Genomic DNA, 15,319 nt, shown 5'->3' with positions numbered 1-15,319 from the left:
ACCTGGCCGTGCCAGGATCGGGGCATGACGTCTCAGGCTGCGTTGCGGTTCGGCGGTAAGGATGTGGCCGCGGACCGTGCGCTGGTCATGGCCATCGTCAACCGCACCCGCGACTCGTTCTTCGACCGTGGTGCCACCTTCGCCGCCGAGGCCGCGCTGGCGGCCGTGGACGCCGCGGTCGAGGACGGTGCCGACATCGTCGACATCGGAGGAGTCCGCGCCGGAGCGCAGGGCGAACGGGTCGACGTCGACGAGGAGTCCCGCCGGGTGGTGCCGTTCGTCGCGGCGGTCCGGGAGCGGCATCCCGATCTGGTGATCAGCGTCGACACCTGGCGCGGCACGGTCGCCCGGCGAGTGTGCGAAGCCGGGGCCGACCTGCTCAACGACACGTGGGCCGGGGCTGATCCGGAGGTGGCGCGGGTCGCCGCCGAGTTCGGCGTCGGCGTCGTGTGCTCGCACACCGGGGGGCTGCCGCCGCGCACCGATCCGTACCGGGTGCATTACCCGGACGTGGTCGCGGCAGTCGCCGCGGAACTGGTGGAACGCGCCGAACTCGCCGTGTCGCTGGGCGTGCCGCGCGCCGGGGTGCTGATCGACCCGACGCACGACTTCGGCAAGAACACCTGGCACGGGCTGGCGCTGGTGCGCCGGATCGGGGAACTCGTCGACACCGGATGGCCGGTGCTGATGGCGTTGTCGAACAAGGACTTCGTCGGCGAGACCCTCGACGTCGAGGTGTCCGAGCGGCTGGAGGGCACGCTGGCCGCGACCGCCATCGCGGCCTGGTGCGGTGCGCGCGTGTTCCGCGCTCACCAGGTCGCGGCGACGCGGCGCGTGGTGGACATGGTCGCCGCCGTCGCCGGTACCCGTCCGCCGAGCCAAGTGCTGCGCGCCCTGGCCTGAGGCAGCGCAGCACGAGCCGCGTTGCGGGCTTCGTCAGAAGGCGTCGTCGATCATGTGCCCGGTCGCCGCCACGGGCAGCGCCGAATCGAGCTCGCGCAGCAGCGGTGCGAGCCGCAGCCAGCGCGACCGCACCCGTGGCGGACTCGGGTAGGGGCGATTGACCTCCTGGGAGAGTTCGTCGATGCGCCACTGCGCCTCGTCGAGCTCCAGCCCGGTGGCAGGCAGGGTGTGCACCGCATCGACCAGCGCGGCGATGCGAACACGCAGGTCATCGAGGCTCGACCGGGTGGACAGGGGATGCTGTGCCGCCGCATCGGAGTCGAGCTGATCTCTGGGAGACGGCAGGATGACCTCCCGTTCGTCGATCGAACCGGGAGCTTGTCGTTCGCTGTCGTCGCGCACGCCGACCTCCGTGCCTCCTCGTCGGCACGCGCCCGGTGGGCGCGTCTGATGATCCGCAGTGTGGGCCGCCGAGCCGTGGCGATGAGTAGCTTGTGAATCGGTCCACTCGTTCGGCCGAGCAATGCCCCACGAACGGGGCTGTGGTTCCTCGGCTTCGATCACGAACCGCGATCTTGCGAACCTTCCTTGCGGTCGATCAGTGCAGCGCTGCCCGCGAAGGACGCCCGCCGCCCGAGTGAGTGATCCAATTCACCCGCAGAAGAATCGGGAAAGGACCAACGGCCCCTTGCGCCCAGACGGTGACAGTGGTGGCAAATGACCGTAGAGTCGCTACCTGTGAAGGCTGATGCGCTCCGCGGCCACCTCGATGCTCTGCTGCTCGCCACGCTCGACGGCAGACAGCTGCACGGTTACGCGATCATCGAAGCGTTGCAGCAGCGCAGTGGCGGTGCACTGGATCTGCCGACGGGCACCGTCTACCCCGCGCTGCGCCGTTTAGAGCGAGCGGGATACGTGAGCAGCGCATGGAGCACGGTCGGTGGCAGGCAGCGCCGGACCTACCGCCTCACCCAGTCCGGGATGGAGACGCTGCGCTCGGAGCGCCGGGCGTGGCGGGAGTTCACCTCGGCCATCGAAGGCGTGCTCGAAGGAAAGATCATCCCCACGCAGGCACCCGCTCAGCCGTGACGGCGACACGCGCGCCGTTGACGTGCGGTTCTGTGCTCGCTCGGTTCGGGACCCGGATGTGACCGGGCCGCACCGAGGTCTGCTGCCGGGAAGCAGGGCGGCCGTGCCACGATCGGACCGTGGCTAGTGCGCTGATCTACCTGTTCGTTGTGCTCGTGGTCGCCGCGGTGATCTACCTGCTCGCTGCCCTGGTCTTCGGACGCGGGGAGCAGTTGGAGGCGCTACCGCCCGGCGCGACGCCGACCAGACTGCCCGCCGTCGACGTCGAAGGTGCCGATGTGCGTTCGCTGCGGTTTCAACAGGTCGTGCGTGGGTATAAGGCTGCCGAGGTGGACTGGGCGCTGGAGCGGCTGGCCAACGAGGTCGACGACCTCCGCGGCCAGGTGACGGTCCTGCAGCGGCAGCTGGACATCGCGGGAGACCAGTTGCAGCGAGCCCGGTCGGTCGACCGGGAGGAGTGAAGCGGGTGGGCAACGCGCAGCTTCGGCTGGAGGTTCCGGTGCGCGCCGCGCCGGAGCAGGTGTGGGCGGCGGCGACGGACTGGGCGCGGCAAGGCGAGTGGATGCTGGGCACCACGGTGCACGTGATCAGCGGAGACGGTGGCCGCGGTACGACGCTGGCCGCGTTCACCGGGCTGCGCGGGATCGGTTTCCTGGACACCATGGAGATCATCGAGATGCGCGCGCCGCTGTGCTGCCGGGTGCGGCACACCGGAGCGCTGGTCTCCGGGGAGGGCGGTTTCCGGGTGATCGGGCGCGGCGAGTCCGACGAGTCGACGTTCGTGTGGTGGGAGGACCTCTCGATGCCCGCGGGAACCGGGGCGATGTGGCCCGTGGTGCGCCCCGCCTTCACCTGGGGCCTGCAGCGGTCCCTGGGCCGCTTCGCCGAGTTCTGCCCGCGATACCGCACCGCCCAGAGCTGAGCCGGGGCCGCTCGCCCGCCTGCGGGACGAACGGCCCCGACCGGCTCAGTGCCCCGTGAAGTTCGGGTTGCGCTTCGCGACGAAGGCGTCGACGGCCTCGCGGTGATCGTGGGTCTTGCCCGCCTCGATCTGCGCGCCCGCTTCGACGTCGAGGGCCTCGTCGAGGCCTTCCGCGGCGGCCGCCCGCATCGTCTCCTTGATCCTCGCGTAGGCACTGGTGGGTCCGGTCGCCATGCGCGCCGCGAGTTCCAGTGCCGCATCGGAGGCGTGGCCCGCGTCCACGACCCGGTTGACCATGCCGATCCGCAGCGCCTCCTCGGCCGCGACCGGTTCGGCCAGCAGCATCAGCTCCATCGCCCGTCCGTAGCCGATCAGGCGCGGCAGCGTCCAGGACGCGCCGGAATCGGTGGACAGCCCGACGCTCGCGAACGCCATCAGGAACTTGGCGTCCGCCGCCGCGATCCGCAGGTCGCAGGCGAACGCCAGCGAGGCGCCCGCACCGGCTGCGCTGCCGTTGACCGCGGCGATGATCGGCTTCGGCATGGTCGCCACCGCGCGGATCAGCGGGTTGTAGTGCTCCTCGACCGTCCGCAGTGGAGTGGGGTCGTCGGACTCCAGCATCTTGATGTGCTCTTTGAGGTCCTGTCCCGCGCAGAAGGAGCGTCCCGCTCCGGTGAGCACCACCGCACGCACCGCGTCGTCGGCGGCGGCCTCGCGCAGTGCCGCGGTGAGCGCGAGCTTGAGCTCGACGTTGAGCGCGTTGAACGACTCCGGCCGGTTCAGCGTGATCAGTCGCACGCCACCGGTGTCCTGAGTCAGCAGTACATCCGACACTTCTCGCCCTTTCGTCGCTTGATCTGTGCGGGCCGCGGGCACCCTGACCAGCTCATCCACTGTGGACTGCACACGGTGGGTGCCGGTGCGATGACGGTGCGCATTTCGGGAACGGTCCTGATGGGACGGTCGACCGGAAATGCCGCAATGGCAGTACGACGCTCGCACGAACGGCCGTGCTGAGAGCCGAAAAGTCCCGAACATGCCCGCACGGAGGCTGAGTCTGCCACCCGCTGCCGGTATTCGACCAGCGCAAGAGCGACACGAGTTGATCGGTTCGGTTTCGCGGCTGCGTCCGGATGGGGGAGAATGGACCAGGACCCGACTGATTGTGGGCGATCAGTGGGTGGGAAGAGTTCACGGAGGGAGCACGCTATGGCGGCCATGAAGCCCCGGACCGGTGACGGTCCCCTCGAGGTGACGAAGGAGGGTCGCGGAATCGTAATGCGCGTCCCCCTTGAGGGCGGTGGGCGGCTCGTCGTCGAGATGTCGGTGGAGGAGGCAACGAATCTGGGCGAGGCCCTGGAATCTGTCACCGGCTGAGGCCGCTGCGCAAGCGATCGGCGTGCACCCGATCGTCGCCGGCCCTGGCATCCGAGGTTGATGCCGGGGCCGGTATCCGTGGAGTGGCCGAGACGGCCTTTTCTTTTGAGTGCGGGAAGGATTTCAATCCGTGTCCGATTCCTCGGTGTTCGGTTCGTCGCGGTCCCCGGAGCACGCGGTGCTCCCGGTGATCCCGACGGCACTGGTCGAAGTGGACGTGGTCTCGCGGTGGCGGGACGGCGTTCCGGCGGCGGTGCCGGTGTTCGACGGGGCTTCCGGGCCTGATCTGGCCGCGGCGGCCGAACCGTGGGGCGTGGAATCCTCGCTGCTGGAGGCGCTGGACGTGACGGCTTCCGTGGGCGATGTGCGCACGGTTCCGTTGCCGGACGGGCGTTTCGGCTGGGCGGTCGGCGCCGGTTCCGGGGCCGCGGGCAAGTGGCGCTCGATCGGCGCGTCGATCGCGCGGGCGGCCCGTGCCCGGCTGGGCGAGGGAACCGCGGAGGACGACACCGATCCGGCGGACCTCGGTGACGCGGCGGAAGCGGAGTACGTCCAGGTGCGGTTGCCCGCGGACGCCGACGCCGAGCTCGTCTCGGCGTTGACGCTCGGGTTGTCGTTGGGCGACTACCGGTTCCGGGTGTCGGCCGAGCCGGCAGCGCCACGGATGCGCAAGGCCTTACTGGTGGTGCCCGACGGTGCGGATACGGCGGAACTGCGCACAGCCGCGGCCCGCGCGCACGAGTGGGCCGCGGCCACCTCGCTGGCCAGGGACTTGGCGAATGCCCCGTCGAACGTGAAGAACCCGGTGTGGCTGGCCGGTGCGGGCACCGAGCTCGCCGGGCCGCTGCCGGGTGTCACGGCGACGGTTCGTGATGAGAAGTGGTTGGCGGACAAGGGCTTCGGCGGTGTGCTCGCCGTCGGCGGTGGTTCGGTGAGCCCGCCGCGGTTGCTGGAGCTGACCTGGCGACCGGAGGGCGTGAAGTCCGGTCCGAACCTGGTGCTGGTCGGCAAAGGGATCACGTTCGACACCGGCGGGATCTCGATCAAGCCCGCCGACGGAATGCATTTGATGCGCACGGACATGGCCGGTGGCGGAGCGGTGCTCAGCGCGCTGCTGTCCATCGCCCGGCTGCGGTTGCCGGTGCGGGTGACGGCCCTGGTGCCGTCCGCGGAGAACCACGTTTCCGGCAGCAGCTACCGGCCGGGCGACGTGGTGCGGCACTACGGCGGCAAGACCACCGAGGTCGCCAACACGGACGCGGAAGGCCGCATGGTGCTCGCGGACGCGCTGGCGTACGCGGTGGCGCGCCACGAGCCGGACTTCATCGTCGACGTCGCCACGCTGACCGGTGCGATGAAGGTCGCGCTGGGCCTGCGCACCGGTGGCTTGTTCGCCACCGACGAGCGGCTGGAGCGCGCGCTGCGGGACGCGGGAGATCGGGTCGGCGAGTCCTGGTGGCGGATGCCGCTGCTGGAGGACCACGCCGCCGACGTGCAGGGCGAGCTCGCCGATGTGCGCCAGGCGCCGCAAGGACCGGGCGGGGTCACGGCGGCGTTGTTCCTGCGCGAGTTCGTCGGGTCCGTGCCGTGGGCGCACCTGGACATCGCCGGGCCGGGGCGCGCGGACAAGGCCTATGACGATGTGGTGCCCGGCGCGACGGGATTCGCCGCCAGGACCCTCGTCGAGCTGGCGGCATCGCTGGCCGAGTAGCCGCTGTTCTTTTCCGGGTGATCCCGCGGTGGACGTGTTCCGCCGCGGGATCACGCGTGCCGGGCCGTCGCCGTTCACTCCGAACAGCCCACCGTCCACGACCGGAGCGACCGGCTGGGAATGAGTGAACGGACCGTTCGTCCAAGGAGATCGGGCGGACGGTCCGTTCACTCCGCAAGCTCGATGCGCCGGGTGCTCACCGGAGCCCGTGGTTCACCGGCGGGCCGCCGCGTGGTCGCGGAAGGCGTGCACGGCCGGTGGTGGGGTGCGGTGCGCCGGCCAGGCGATGCCGACGGTGCGGTGTGCGGCCGGGTTCAACGAGATCTCCACGGTGCCCGCCATCGTGCCGCCCAGCGCCCTGGGCAACACGGTGACGCCGAGACCTGCCGCGACCAGACCCCGGACGGTGTCCACTTCCTCGCCTTCCCAGACGGCCCGCAGCGACACTCCGGCCGCGTCGGCCAGTTCGGTGACGATGCGCCGCAGTCCGTAGCCGGACCGCAGCAGCGCGAAGTCCTCGCCCGCCAGCTCGGCCAGCCGGAGGCTGTCGCGATCGGCGAGCCGGTGTCCGGTGAACACGACCGCGACCAGCTCGTCGCGCGTCACCGCGGCCGATTCCCAGTCCGGTCCGGACGGCATCGGCGAGACCAGGCAGAGATCGAGCCGCCCGTCCCGCGCACCGGTCAGCAGATCGTCCCGGGCACCCTGCACCAGCCGGAACCGCACGCCGGGATGTTCCGCGCGGAAACCCCTGATGAGCTCGGGAACGAGGGCTCCGCCCATGGTGTGCTGGAAACCGAGCGCCACCGTGCCGCGGTCCGGATCGAGCTCCTCGACGACCTCGCGGCATCGATCGGCCAGTTCGCGGTAGGCGTCGTCGGCGGCGGCCGCCAGCTGCGCCCCGGCGCGGGTGAGCCGCACTCCGCGTCCGTCCCGAGTCACGATCTCCGTGCCGAGGCGGTCGGCGAGCCGGGCGAGGGTGCGGCTCACAGTGGGCTGCGGGATGCCGAGCCGGTCGGCCGCCCGTGTGAGATGCCCCTCTGCCGCGACGGTGCGCAGCAGGTTCAGCGTCGGAGCAAGATTCGCGGTGAGCTGGGCGGCGTCCAGCGGACCCGCTGATTCGTACGTCACGGTATGAATTGTCTGCGTTCGGTGAATTGGACGCATTAGTTAGGGCTGCTTACGGTCGCCGATGTGCTCACCGATGACCTGAACCGGATCCGGCGCATCCGCCTCGCGCTGCTGGCAGGCGCCCTGGCCTTGTTCGCGTTGCTCTACGCGCCACAGCCGGTGCTGCCGCAATTCGCCGAGGCGTTCGCGCTCGCCCCCGGCACCGTGGCGCTGCTGGTCTCGGCGGCCACGCTCGGCCTGGCGGTGGCCGCGATTCCGCTCGGCACCCTGTCCGAGGTGCTCGGCAGGCGGCGGGTCATGGTGTCCTCGCTGCTGCTGGCCGAGGTGATCGGGCTGCTGCTGCCCTTCGTGGCGAACTTCCCGCTGCTGGTGGCGCTGCGGCTGGTGCAGGGAGCCGCGGTGGCGGGCATCGCGGCTGTCGCCGCCGCCTACCTCGCCGACGAGACCGGTGGTCGCGACCTCGGCACCACGATGGGCCTCTACGTCGCGGGCACCACCGTGGGAGGCATGTCCGGACGGCTGCTCGGCGGCGTCGCGGGTGATTTCATGGGCTGGACCGGTGGGCTGGCGGCCGTCGCCGTCCTCGCCGGGATCTGCACGGTCGCGTTCGTCGTGCTGCTTCCCCGGGAGCGCAACCAGCAGCGCCAGGAACTGCGGTGGAAACCGCTGCTGACCGGAGTGCGCGCCGCCGCCACCGACCCGGGTCTGCGGCCCCCGTTCCTGGTCGCCGCGCTCGGCATGGGTTCGTTCGTGGCCGTGTACAACGTGCTCGGCTTCCGGCTCATCGAGCCGCCGCTGTCGGTGCCGCCCGCGCTGGCGGCCCTGGCATTCCTGGCCTACGCGGCGGGCACGGTCACCTCCGCGGTGGCCGGTCGGCTCGCGGACCGCTGGGGGCGGCGCCAGGTGCTGCTGGCCGGGCTGGGCACGGCGCTGCTGGGACTGCTGCTGATGCTGGCCGGGAACCTCGTGGTGATCCTGGCCGGGTTGGTGGTGTTCACCGGTGGGTTCTTCGCGGCGCACTCGGTTGCCAGCGGCTGGGTCGGGCTGCTCGCGTCACCCTCGGCGCGGGGGCAGGCCTCCGCGATGTACCAGCTCGCCTACTACGGCGGCAGCAGCGTCGGCGGGGTGGTCGGCGGCATGGCCTACGCGGCGTGGGGCTGGGCGGGCATGACGGCCGTGCTCGGCTGCTTGCTGGTCCTGGCAGCGGCGGCGGTGCTGCGGAAGCAGCGGGTTCGCGCTGGGGGAGGTGCGGCCGTGCCTGCGCCCGAGGCTCAGGTCGCGTCCGAGTCGTAAGGCGGACGTTCGCCCGGAGCCAGCGGCGGTTGCGGCTGGGACTGCGGTTTGGGCGGCGTGGAGCTGCTGCCGTTGTTCCCGTTGCTGCCGTTGTTGCCGTTCAACGGCGGGTCCAGCGGGTTCTCACCGTCCAGCAGGTGCTTGGTGACCGCGGTCCGCGGGTTGAAGTCGCGGATTCCGCGCAGATCTTCGAGCGGCTTGCGGAGCTCGTCGAACTCCGGTCCGAGCTCGGAGCGCAGCTGTTCCCGCGCACCGGTCGCGTACTCCTTGACCTGGCGGATCGTGCGACCGAGCCAGGCGGCGCCCTGCGGCAACCGGTCCGGGCCGAGGATGAACAGACCGGCGACGATGAGGACCAGGATCTCACCCCAGCCGATGCTGTCGAACACCTCGGATCACCTTTCACTCCATGCGGTGCGCTGTGCGCTCTGCCAGCGTACCCACCCGGATGGACCTTGCGGAAACGCCACTTTTCCCAACTGGGGTGGCATTCAGCGCAGTACCACGTCCAACACCAGCTCACGGCCCTGGCGGACCACGGTCACCGGAATCGTTCGGCCCACCCGGTAGCGGTCCACGGCCACCACGAGCTCGTCCGCGGTGCTGACCTTGCGGTCGCCCACCCGGATGATGACGTCGCCTTCGGCGACGCCCGCGGCCGCCGCGGAACCGTTGTCCCGCACGTTGAGCACCTGGGCGCCGTCGGTCGTGCCGTCGTTGACGGATTTGGCGTTCACCCCGAGATCGGCGTGCGCGGCCCGGCCGCTGCGGATCAGCTCTTGGGAGATGCGCCGCACGTCGTCGATGGGGATGGCGAAGCCGAGGCCGATCGAGCCGCCCTCACCGCCGGAGCCGATGGTGCGGATACCGCTGTTGATGCCGACCACCGCACCGTTGCCGTCGACCAGCGCGCCACCGGAGTTGCCGGGGTTGATCGCCGCATCCGTCTGGATCGCGTCGACCACCGCGTTGGTGTCGGTGCCTTCCCCGGCCAGCCGGACCGGCCGGTGCACCGAGCTGACGATGCCGGTGGTCACGGTGCTGGCCAGTCCCAGCGGGGAGCCCACGGCGATCACCTGGTCGCCCACCGCCAGGTCGCCGGAGCGACCCAGCTGCGCCACGGTCGGATTGGCCACCTCCACCTTGATCACGGCGAGGTCGGTCTTCACGTCCCGCCCCACGATCCGGGCAGGCACGCGGCTGCCGTCGCTGAACACCGTGGACACGGTGGCGCCCGGCGTGTCCGCGGCCATCGACACGACGTGGTTGTTGGTGACGATGTAGCCGTCGCCGTCGATCACCACGCCGGATCCGCTGCCGCCCTGCGCTCCCACGTGCACCTCCACCGACACCACGGCGGGCACGATGCGGTGCGCCACACCCGCGACGCCGCCGTTGGGACGCTCCATCCCGGGTTCGACCTCGGCGAGCGTCACGTCCGGGTTGGTCAGCGGGTTGCCCTCCTCGGCCGTGATGCGGCCGACGAAGCCACCGACACCGGCCAGCAGCACGGCGACACCGGCGAGTGCGGCGAGCGAGCGGGGACGCACCCGGCGGCCGAACAGGACCTCGCGAGCGCTCAGCAGCGGACCGGGGCCGGGTTCGGCGGGCGGTTCGGGGCTGTCCTCGGGCAGCGCGGGCGGTCCGATGACGGAGCTCGCCGAGGGGCTGCGCCACGGGTCCCGGTCGCCGCGGTCGTTCCAGAACGTCTCGGGCTGTTCCGCGGTCGAGGTGGGCGGGGTCTCGCCGGGTTCGCGCTGCAGCGAGTCGGGTGTGTCTTGGGGACGGCCGAACGCCTTGATCAGCGCGTCGGGCGGCGGCGGAGCCTGTTCGACGCCTGAGGCAGGCGGCCGGGCCGCGGCGTCGGGGTGGAAGCTGCCGGACACGCCGCTGGGCCTGCCGAAGGTCCGGGCCTGCGCCGGGTCCACCTCGGGACGCTGCATCGGGCGGGCGCCGAGACGCTGCGGATCGTCCTGCTGGGCGGCGGGTGTGGCCGGAGCCCGTTGTGCACGCTGAGCTTGCTCTGGCTGGGCTGCGTTCGGCTGCGCCGGGCTCGGCTGGGCTGGTCCGGGGGTGGCCGAGTTGGGCTCGGTCGGGTTCGGCTGGGGGGGATTCGGCCGCGGTGAACCGGGAGCCGGTTGCGCCAGCGGTCCCTGCCCGGTCTCGTCCGGACCCTGGCCGGACCGTGCCACCGGGTTCGGTGGCGCACCGGCGCCGGGATCAGGCCGCTTGAAGTCCTCGGCGGGAACCCCGCGCGCAGGTGCGGCCGAGCCCTGCTGCCACGGGTGCAGCGCCTGGTCGTTCGGCGTGCCGCCTGCGGGGTCGCCATGCGGGCGGGTTCGATCGGGCCGCACCGGATCGGATCCCTGCGCGGGTTTCCTCGGCTGCTCGCTCATCGCTCCCCGGACCTGCGAAGTCGTCGACACATCGGCATGCGAGTGGATCACACGCGGTGGGCGTCCCGTGCACCGGTACCGGTGGCGGGTGTCCACCGCACATCCTGCCCAGCATCAGGTGAAGTCCGCGTAGGTGCCCGCTCGCAGGACGGTTCCGCGGCGGAAACGCGGCTCAGGGATGAACGGACGCCGAGACCAACGGCGAGGACGGCGCCGCCGGAGCATCCGAGGCGGTGGCGTCCGCCGACGCGGACGGCGGCGGGTCGGCAGGGGCCTGCTGCGGCGGTTCGTTCAGCCGAGCGGAAGCGGGGATCATCGCCGAGTCGTAGGCCCCGCCGGGATACGGCATCGGGCCGGCGTCGGTCGGCGGGAGCTGCTCGTCCGGCACGCTCACCAGGGTCAGCGCGCCGAGCACGAGTCCGGAGAACACCACACCCGCACCCGTGCGCCTGCCACGGGCGGTGCGCGAGTTCGGTGAGGTCGTACCGAGCGGAGCGCTCGACCCCATCGGCTGCTGCCCGCCGCCGAGCGGGGTGCTGGAACCGAGGGCGGCTCCGGAACCGAAGCGGCCGGACCGCGCTCCGGGGTTGACCGCGACGAGCTGCCCGTCCTCGGTCAGGGCCAGCCCGTCAGGCTGGGCGGGAAGTTCAGCGCTCGACGGTATCGATTGCAGCGCCTGGAGCAGCCCTGCCGACACCGAGGGGGCGGGCGCGGAACGCACCGCCGATCGCGCCTGCCGCTGCGCCGCGGCGTCCGCCGCGCAAGCCGGACACCGGGCGAGGTGGGCGGCCGCGCGGTCGTGGGCGTTCGCGGTGAGCTCTCCGTCCACGAATGCCACGAGCGCGTCCAGTGCGAGGTGCTGTTCGGACAGCCCCCACCCTCGCCGAGCTGTCATGCCGAGTCCTCCCGAGCCTGCTGCCGCCGAGCTTCCAACGTGGCCTTCAGCATCTGCCTGCCGCGGTGGATCCTGCTGCGCACAGTACCGAGCTTCACCCCGAGGGTGGTTCCGATCTCCTCGTAGGAGAGTCCTTCGACGTCGCAGAGCACGACCGCAGCGCGGAATTCCGGCGGCACCTCGTCCAGCGCGGCCTGCAGGTCCGGGTCCAGGTGCGTCTCGTAGAACACCTGCTCCGGGCTGGGGCCGGTGCTCGGCAGCCGGTCGGTGTCCTCGGGCAAGCCCTCCATCCGCAGCCGCGAACGGCGCCGGGCCATGTCGAGGAACAGGTTCGTGGTGATCCGGTGCAGCCAGCCCTCGAACGTGCCGGGCTTGTAGGACGCCAGCGAGCGGAAGACGCGGATGAACGTCTCCTGCGTGAGGTCTTCGGCGTCGTGCTGGTTGCCGCTGAGCCGATAGGCGAGCCGGTAGACCCGGTCGGCGTGCTCCCGGACGACCTCGTCCCAGGACGGCGGCGTCCACTCCGCATCCGAAACGGGTGCGGCGGGGACGGTCTGTTGTTCGGCGCGAACGGCCGGACTCATCGACTGTGTTGGCATCGGACGAGAAGCCACCTCCTGCGGCTGTGACACCAGGGGAACGAACTCGCCCCCCGCTTTGTTCCCGGCGGAGGCCCGGAACGCGTGGTGCGGAGCGTGCTCCACGGTGCTGCCGCTGTTGCTGAGGACGTTGGTCCGCCCTCCAGATGCTTCCCACTCTCGCGCGCGCTCGTGAGTGACGGATGAAAGTGCGCTGAGAGCAGCCTGAGAACCTGACTTTCACCTGATCGGCGCAAGACCGGCGAGTTCACGGAAACAGGCGTCTAACGATGTGCCGAAACAGGGCAACCGAATCCGTCCGCAACGATAATCTTGCGCCTCGTGATACCCGAGACGTCGATCGGCACCGGTCCGCTGGACCGGCCGGGCAGCATGCTCGGCGACGCCCGCGGATCCATCGGGCATGCGGCCGACCCAGCGGAAGACTCCATCGATGCGTCCGTCGGTGCGGCGCTGCGGTTCCTGGCGACCGTGCTGCGGGCGAAATCCGTCGTCGAGGTGGGCTCGGGCACGGGCGCCTCGGCGAGCTGGCTGCTCAGCGGCATGGTGCCCGAGGGCGTGTTGACCTCGATCGACGTCGACGCGTCGGCGCAGCACACCGCGCGTGAGGCGCTGGCCGCGCAGGGGGTGGCGCGCGGTCGCACCCGGTTCATCGCCGGGCTGGCCGAGCGGGTGCTGCCGAAGCTCACCGAGGACGTCTACGACCTGGTGTTCGTCGACGCCATGCCCGTCAAGTACCCGACGTTCCTGGAACTCGGAGCGCCGTTGCTGCGGCCGGGCGGGGCGATCGTGTTCGCCGGCCCGCTCGACGCCGCCCGGCATCAGGAGCCGCGTGCGCAGGCGGTGCGGGAGCTGATCAGGGCGGTGCGGGCCGACGAGTCGCTGGTGCCGGTGGCGTTGCCCGTCGGCGACGGCTTGCTGGCCATTGCGCGCACCGAGCAGCCCGGATCGTGATCCCGGCCCGGGGATGCCCGGGAACATGATCGTGCTGCGAGGAAGGCGCTGGTCGCGCGGGTCACTCCGCACGAGCCGTGCGAACAGACGTGACGAGCGGCCCCGGACGATTCCGGAGCCGCTCGCGACGGTCGTGGATCAGGCGGGGGAGACCGACAGCAGCTGGCCTGCCAGCCCGCGGGCGCGGGTGGACAGGCGCTTCGCCACGTCGTTGAGCACCTGAGCGGCCGGGGAGTCCGGGGATTCGATGACCAGCGGGGTTCCGCTGTCGCCCGATTCGCGCAGCCGGGTGTCCAGCGGCACCTGGCCCAGCAGCGGCACCTCCGAGCCCACCGCGCGGGTCAGCGAGTCGGCCACGATCTGGCCGCCGCCGCTGCCGAAGACCTCCATGCGCTGGCCGTCGGGCAGTTCCATCCAGGACATGTTCTCCAGGACGCCCGCCAGCCGCTGCCGGGTCTGCATCGCGATGGCGCCGGCCCGTTCGGCGACCTCCGCGGCCGCCTGCTGCGGAGTGGTCACGACCAGGATCTCCGCGTTCGGGATGAGCTGCGCCGTGGACAGCGCCACGTCGCCGGTGCCGGGCGGCAGGTCCAGCAGCAGCACGTCCAGGTCGCCCCAGAACACGTCGGAGAGGAACTGCTGCAGCGCGCGGTGCAGCATCGGCCCACGCCACACGACCGGCGTGTTGCCGGGGGTGAACATGCCGATGGAGATGACCTTCACGCCGTGCGCCTGCGGCGGCAGGATCATCTTCTCGACCTGGGTGGGCTTGCCGCTGGAACCCAGCATGCGGGGCACCGAGTGGCCGTAGATGTCGGCGTCGACGACGCCGACCGACAGGCCGCGCTTGGCCATCGAGGCGGCGAGGTTCACCGTCACGCTGGACTTGCCGACACCGCCCTTGCCGGAGGCCACGCAGTACACCCGCGTCATCGAGCCCGGTTCGGCGAACGGGATGCGCGGTTCCTCGGAGTTGCCGCGCAGCTGCTTGCGGAGTTCGGAGCGCTGCTCGTCGCTCATCACGTCGAGCTCGACGGTCACCGACCGCACGCCGTCGACTGCGCTGACCGCGGAGTCGACCCGCTGGGTGATCGTCTCCTTCATCGGGCAGCCCTGCACCGTCAGGTACACCTCGACGGCGACCTGGCCTTCCTCGCCGATCGTTACGGACTTGACCATGCCGAGTTCGGTGATCGGCTTGTGGATCTCCGGGTCCTCGACCTTGGTGAGGGCCTGGCGAACGGCCTCTTCCGTGGGAGCGGAGTGCGTGCTGGTCACGGTTGCGGTGACACCGACCCTTCCTGCGGCTGTGCTTACCCTCGATGCTACGGACCGACCTCCGATGTTACGGGCCGGTAGCCCCGGAATCGCAGGCGAGGTGCGCAGCGGGTGACGACGGCCGAGTTCGTGCCGGGGGTGGCACGGGTGTTCGGAAGCCGTTCACGCGGGGCTGTGCGCTGGATTATTCCAAGCACCGGCCCCGACGTGCTCGCATGGTGAAATCCGGGGGCGCTTCGCAATCGTGTGACTGCCCTCCGTAGTATCACTCATCGTGACCGAGACGGGTCTTGATCGATTACCCACTCGTGGCGAGCTGCTGGCCTATCGGACCTTCCTGCGTGCGCATGCCCGTGTCACGCGCTGCCTGGAAGGGGATCTGATCGCCGAGCAGCGGCTCACGTTGGCCGCCTACGACGTGCTCCATGCGCTGTTCGAAGCGCCGGAGCGCAGGCTGCGCATGACCGAGCTCGCGGACACCGTGCTGCTCTCCAGGTCCGGAGTGACCAGGTTGGTGGACCGGCTGGAGCGCATCGGCCTGGTCAGTCGCGTCCGGGTCGATTCGGACGGCAGGGGAGTACTCGCAGTGATCACCGAAGTCGGCGAGGCCCGGTTGCGGACCGCATCCAGCACGCACCTCGGTGGAGTGACCCAGTACTTCCTTTCGGTGACCGAGCCGCGAGAGCTCGAAGAGTTCGCCCGCACCTGCGAGAAACTCGCAGCGGGCGGCGTCCCGGCACCGCCCGGACAACGCGCCCAGGCCTGAGAACC

The 15,319-nt window shown here is 71.0% G+C and carries 17 protein-coding genes; 9 read left to right on the top strand and 8 right to left on the bottom strand.

The genetic code is table 11. The features are described from left to right. Positions 1 to 24 precede the first annotated feature (24 nt). Positions 25 to 903, top strand: a complete 879-nt coding sequence (folP, locus tag H2Q94_RS26450) for a dihydropteroate synthase (RefSeq protein WP_243789863.1) — start codon at positions 25 to 27, stop codon at positions 901 to 903. 33 nt (positions 904 to 936) lie between these two features. Here folP and H2Q94_RS26445 read toward each other — a convergent pair whose 3' ends face one another. Then, positions 937 to 1,305, bottom strand: a complete 369-nt coding sequence (locus H2Q94_RS26445; RefSeq protein ID WP_243789862.1) for a hypothetical protein — start codon at positions 1,303 to 1,305, stop codon at positions 937 to 939. Positions 1,306 to 1,641: 336 nt separating this feature from the next. Between H2Q94_RS26445 and H2Q94_RS26440 the strand changes: the two genes are divergently transcribed. The 3 genes from H2Q94_RS26440 (at position 1,642) to H2Q94_RS26430 (ending at position 2,914) form a co-directional block, all read left to right on the top strand. Continuing rightward, positions 1,642 to 1,992 (top strand): PadR family transcriptional regulator, encoded by a 351-nt coding sequence (locus H2Q94_RS26440; RefSeq protein ID WP_243789861.1) that lies wholly within the window; start codon positions 1,642 to 1,644, stop codon positions 1,990 to 1,992. Positions 1,993 to 2,111: 119 nt separating this feature from the next. Beyond that, entirely contained in the window at positions 2,112 to 2,453 is a 342-nt protein-coding gene (locus H2Q94_RS26435; RefSeq protein ID WP_243789860.1) for a DivIVA domain-containing protein, read from the top strand. 5 nt (positions 2,454 to 2,458) lie between these two features. Further along, positions 2,459 to 2,914, top strand: coding sequence for an SRPBCC family protein (locus tag H2Q94_RS26430; protein ID WP_243789859.1), 456 nt, complete (start codon positions 2,459 to 2,461; stop codon positions 2,912 to 2,914). A 45-nt stretch (positions 2,915 to 2,959) separates the two neighbouring features. Here the strand turns inward: H2Q94_RS26430 and H2Q94_RS26425 are convergent, their stop codons facing one another. After that, the gene (locus tag H2Q94_RS26425) at positions 2,960 to 3,748 is read right to left on the bottom strand and encodes an enoyl-CoA hydratase-related protein (protein WP_243789858.1); all 789 of its coding nucleotides are present in this window, start codon (positions 3,746 to 3,748) and stop codon (positions 2,960 to 2,962) included. A gap of 375 nt (positions 3,749 to 4,123) precedes the next feature. Here H2Q94_RS26425 and H2Q94_RS26420 point away from each other — a divergent pair, with 375 nt between their 5' ends. Together H2Q94_RS26420 and H2Q94_RS26415 are read left to right on the top strand one after the other, a co-directional pair. Further along, positions 4,124 to 4,291 carry a DUF3117 domain-containing protein gene (locus tag H2Q94_RS26420; protein ID WP_184476971.1) on the top strand — a complete coding sequence of 56 codons (168 nt, stop codon included), beginning with the start codon at positions 4,124 to 4,126 and terminating at the stop codon, positions 4,289 to 4,291. A gap of 130 nt (positions 4,292 to 4,421) precedes the next feature. Next, a complete protein-coding gene (locus tag H2Q94_RS26415; RefSeq protein ID WP_243789857.1) occupies positions 4,422 to 6,002 on the top strand; it encodes a leucyl aminopeptidase family protein in 1,581 nt (526 codons plus the stop codon). 213 nt (positions 6,003 to 6,215) lie between these two features. On the opposite strand, the gene H2Q94_RS26410 is transcribed toward H2Q94_RS26415, so the two are convergent. Continuing rightward, entirely contained in the window at positions 6,216 to 7,133 is a 918-nt protein-coding gene (locus H2Q94_RS26410) for a LysR family transcriptional regulator (protein WP_243789856.1), read from the bottom strand. 63 nt (positions 7,134 to 7,196) lie between these two features. Between H2Q94_RS26410 and H2Q94_RS26405 the strand changes: the two genes are divergently transcribed. Beyond that, on the top strand, positions 7,197 to 8,426 hold the full coding sequence (locus H2Q94_RS26405; protein WP_243789855.1) for an MFS transporter: 1,230 nt from the start codon (positions 7,197 to 7,199) through the stop codon (positions 8,424 to 8,426). Here the strand turns inward: H2Q94_RS26405 and tatB are convergent. The 4 genes from tatB to sigE all read right to left on the bottom strand — a co-directional run bounded on the left by tatB (position 8,405) and on the right by sigE (position 12,301). Then, complete coding sequence (gene tatB, locus H2Q94_RS26400; protein WP_243789854.1) at positions 8,405 to 8,815, bottom strand: Sec-independent protein translocase protein TatB; 411 nt, start codon at positions 8,813 to 8,815, stop codon at positions 8,405 to 8,407. The two genes, H2Q94_RS26405 and tatB, sit on opposite strands and share 22 nt — an antisense overlap. A 102-nt stretch (positions 8,816 to 8,917) precedes the next feature. Further along, on the bottom strand, positions 8,918 to 10,822 hold the full coding sequence (locus H2Q94_RS26395; RefSeq protein ID WP_243789853.1) for a trypsin-like peptidase domain-containing protein: 1,905 nt from the start codon (positions 10,820 to 10,822) through the stop codon (positions 8,918 to 8,920). A 172-nt stretch (positions 10,823 to 10,994) separates the two neighbouring features. Next, entirely contained in the window at positions 10,995 to 11,717 is a 723-nt protein-coding gene (locus tag H2Q94_RS26390) for a zf-HC2 domain-containing protein (protein ID WP_243789852.1), read from the bottom strand. Beyond that, positions 11,714 to 12,301 carry an RNA polymerase sigma factor SigE gene (gene sigE / locus H2Q94_RS26385; protein ID WP_243789851.1) on the bottom strand — a complete coding sequence of 196 codons (588 nt, stop codon included), beginning with the start codon at positions 12,299 to 12,301 and terminating at the stop codon, positions 11,714 to 11,716. The genes H2Q94_RS26390 and sigE overlap by 4 nt, the downstream gene beginning before the upstream one ends. 336 nt (positions 12,302 to 12,637) lie before the next feature. Between sigE and H2Q94_RS26380 the strand changes: the two genes are divergently transcribed. Next, positions 12,638 to 13,270 (top strand): O-methyltransferase, encoded by a 633-nt coding sequence (locus tag H2Q94_RS26380; RefSeq protein ID WP_243789850.1) that lies wholly within the window; start codon positions 12,638 to 12,640, stop codon positions 13,268 to 13,270. Between the two features lie 138 nt (positions 13,271 to 13,408). Here the strand turns inward: H2Q94_RS26380 and H2Q94_RS26375 are convergent, their stop codons facing one another. After that, positions 13,409 to 14,548, bottom strand: a complete 1,140-nt coding sequence (locus H2Q94_RS26375) for an Mrp/NBP35 family ATP-binding protein (RefSeq protein WP_243789849.1) — start codon at positions 14,546 to 14,548, stop codon at positions 13,409 to 13,411. Between the two features lie 274 nt (positions 14,549 to 14,822). Here H2Q94_RS26375 and H2Q94_RS26370 point away from each other — a divergent pair, with 274 nt between their 5' ends. Continuing rightward, entirely contained in the window at positions 14,823 to 15,314 is a 492-nt protein-coding gene (locus H2Q94_RS26370; RefSeq protein ID WP_243789848.1) for a MarR family winged helix-turn-helix transcriptional regulator, read from the top strand. Positions 15,315 to 15,319: the final 5 nt, after the last annotated feature.

Source organism: Saccharopolyspora gloriosae, from assembly GCF_022828475.1.
In the GTDB taxonomy this organism is placed as follows: domain Bacteria; phylum Actinomycetota; class Actinomycetes; order Mycobacteriales; family Pseudonocardiaceae; genus Saccharopolyspora_C; species Saccharopolyspora_C gloriosae_A.
Note: the sequence above shows the minus strand (reverse complement) of the source record. Positions and strands in the feature narration are given on the sequence as shown.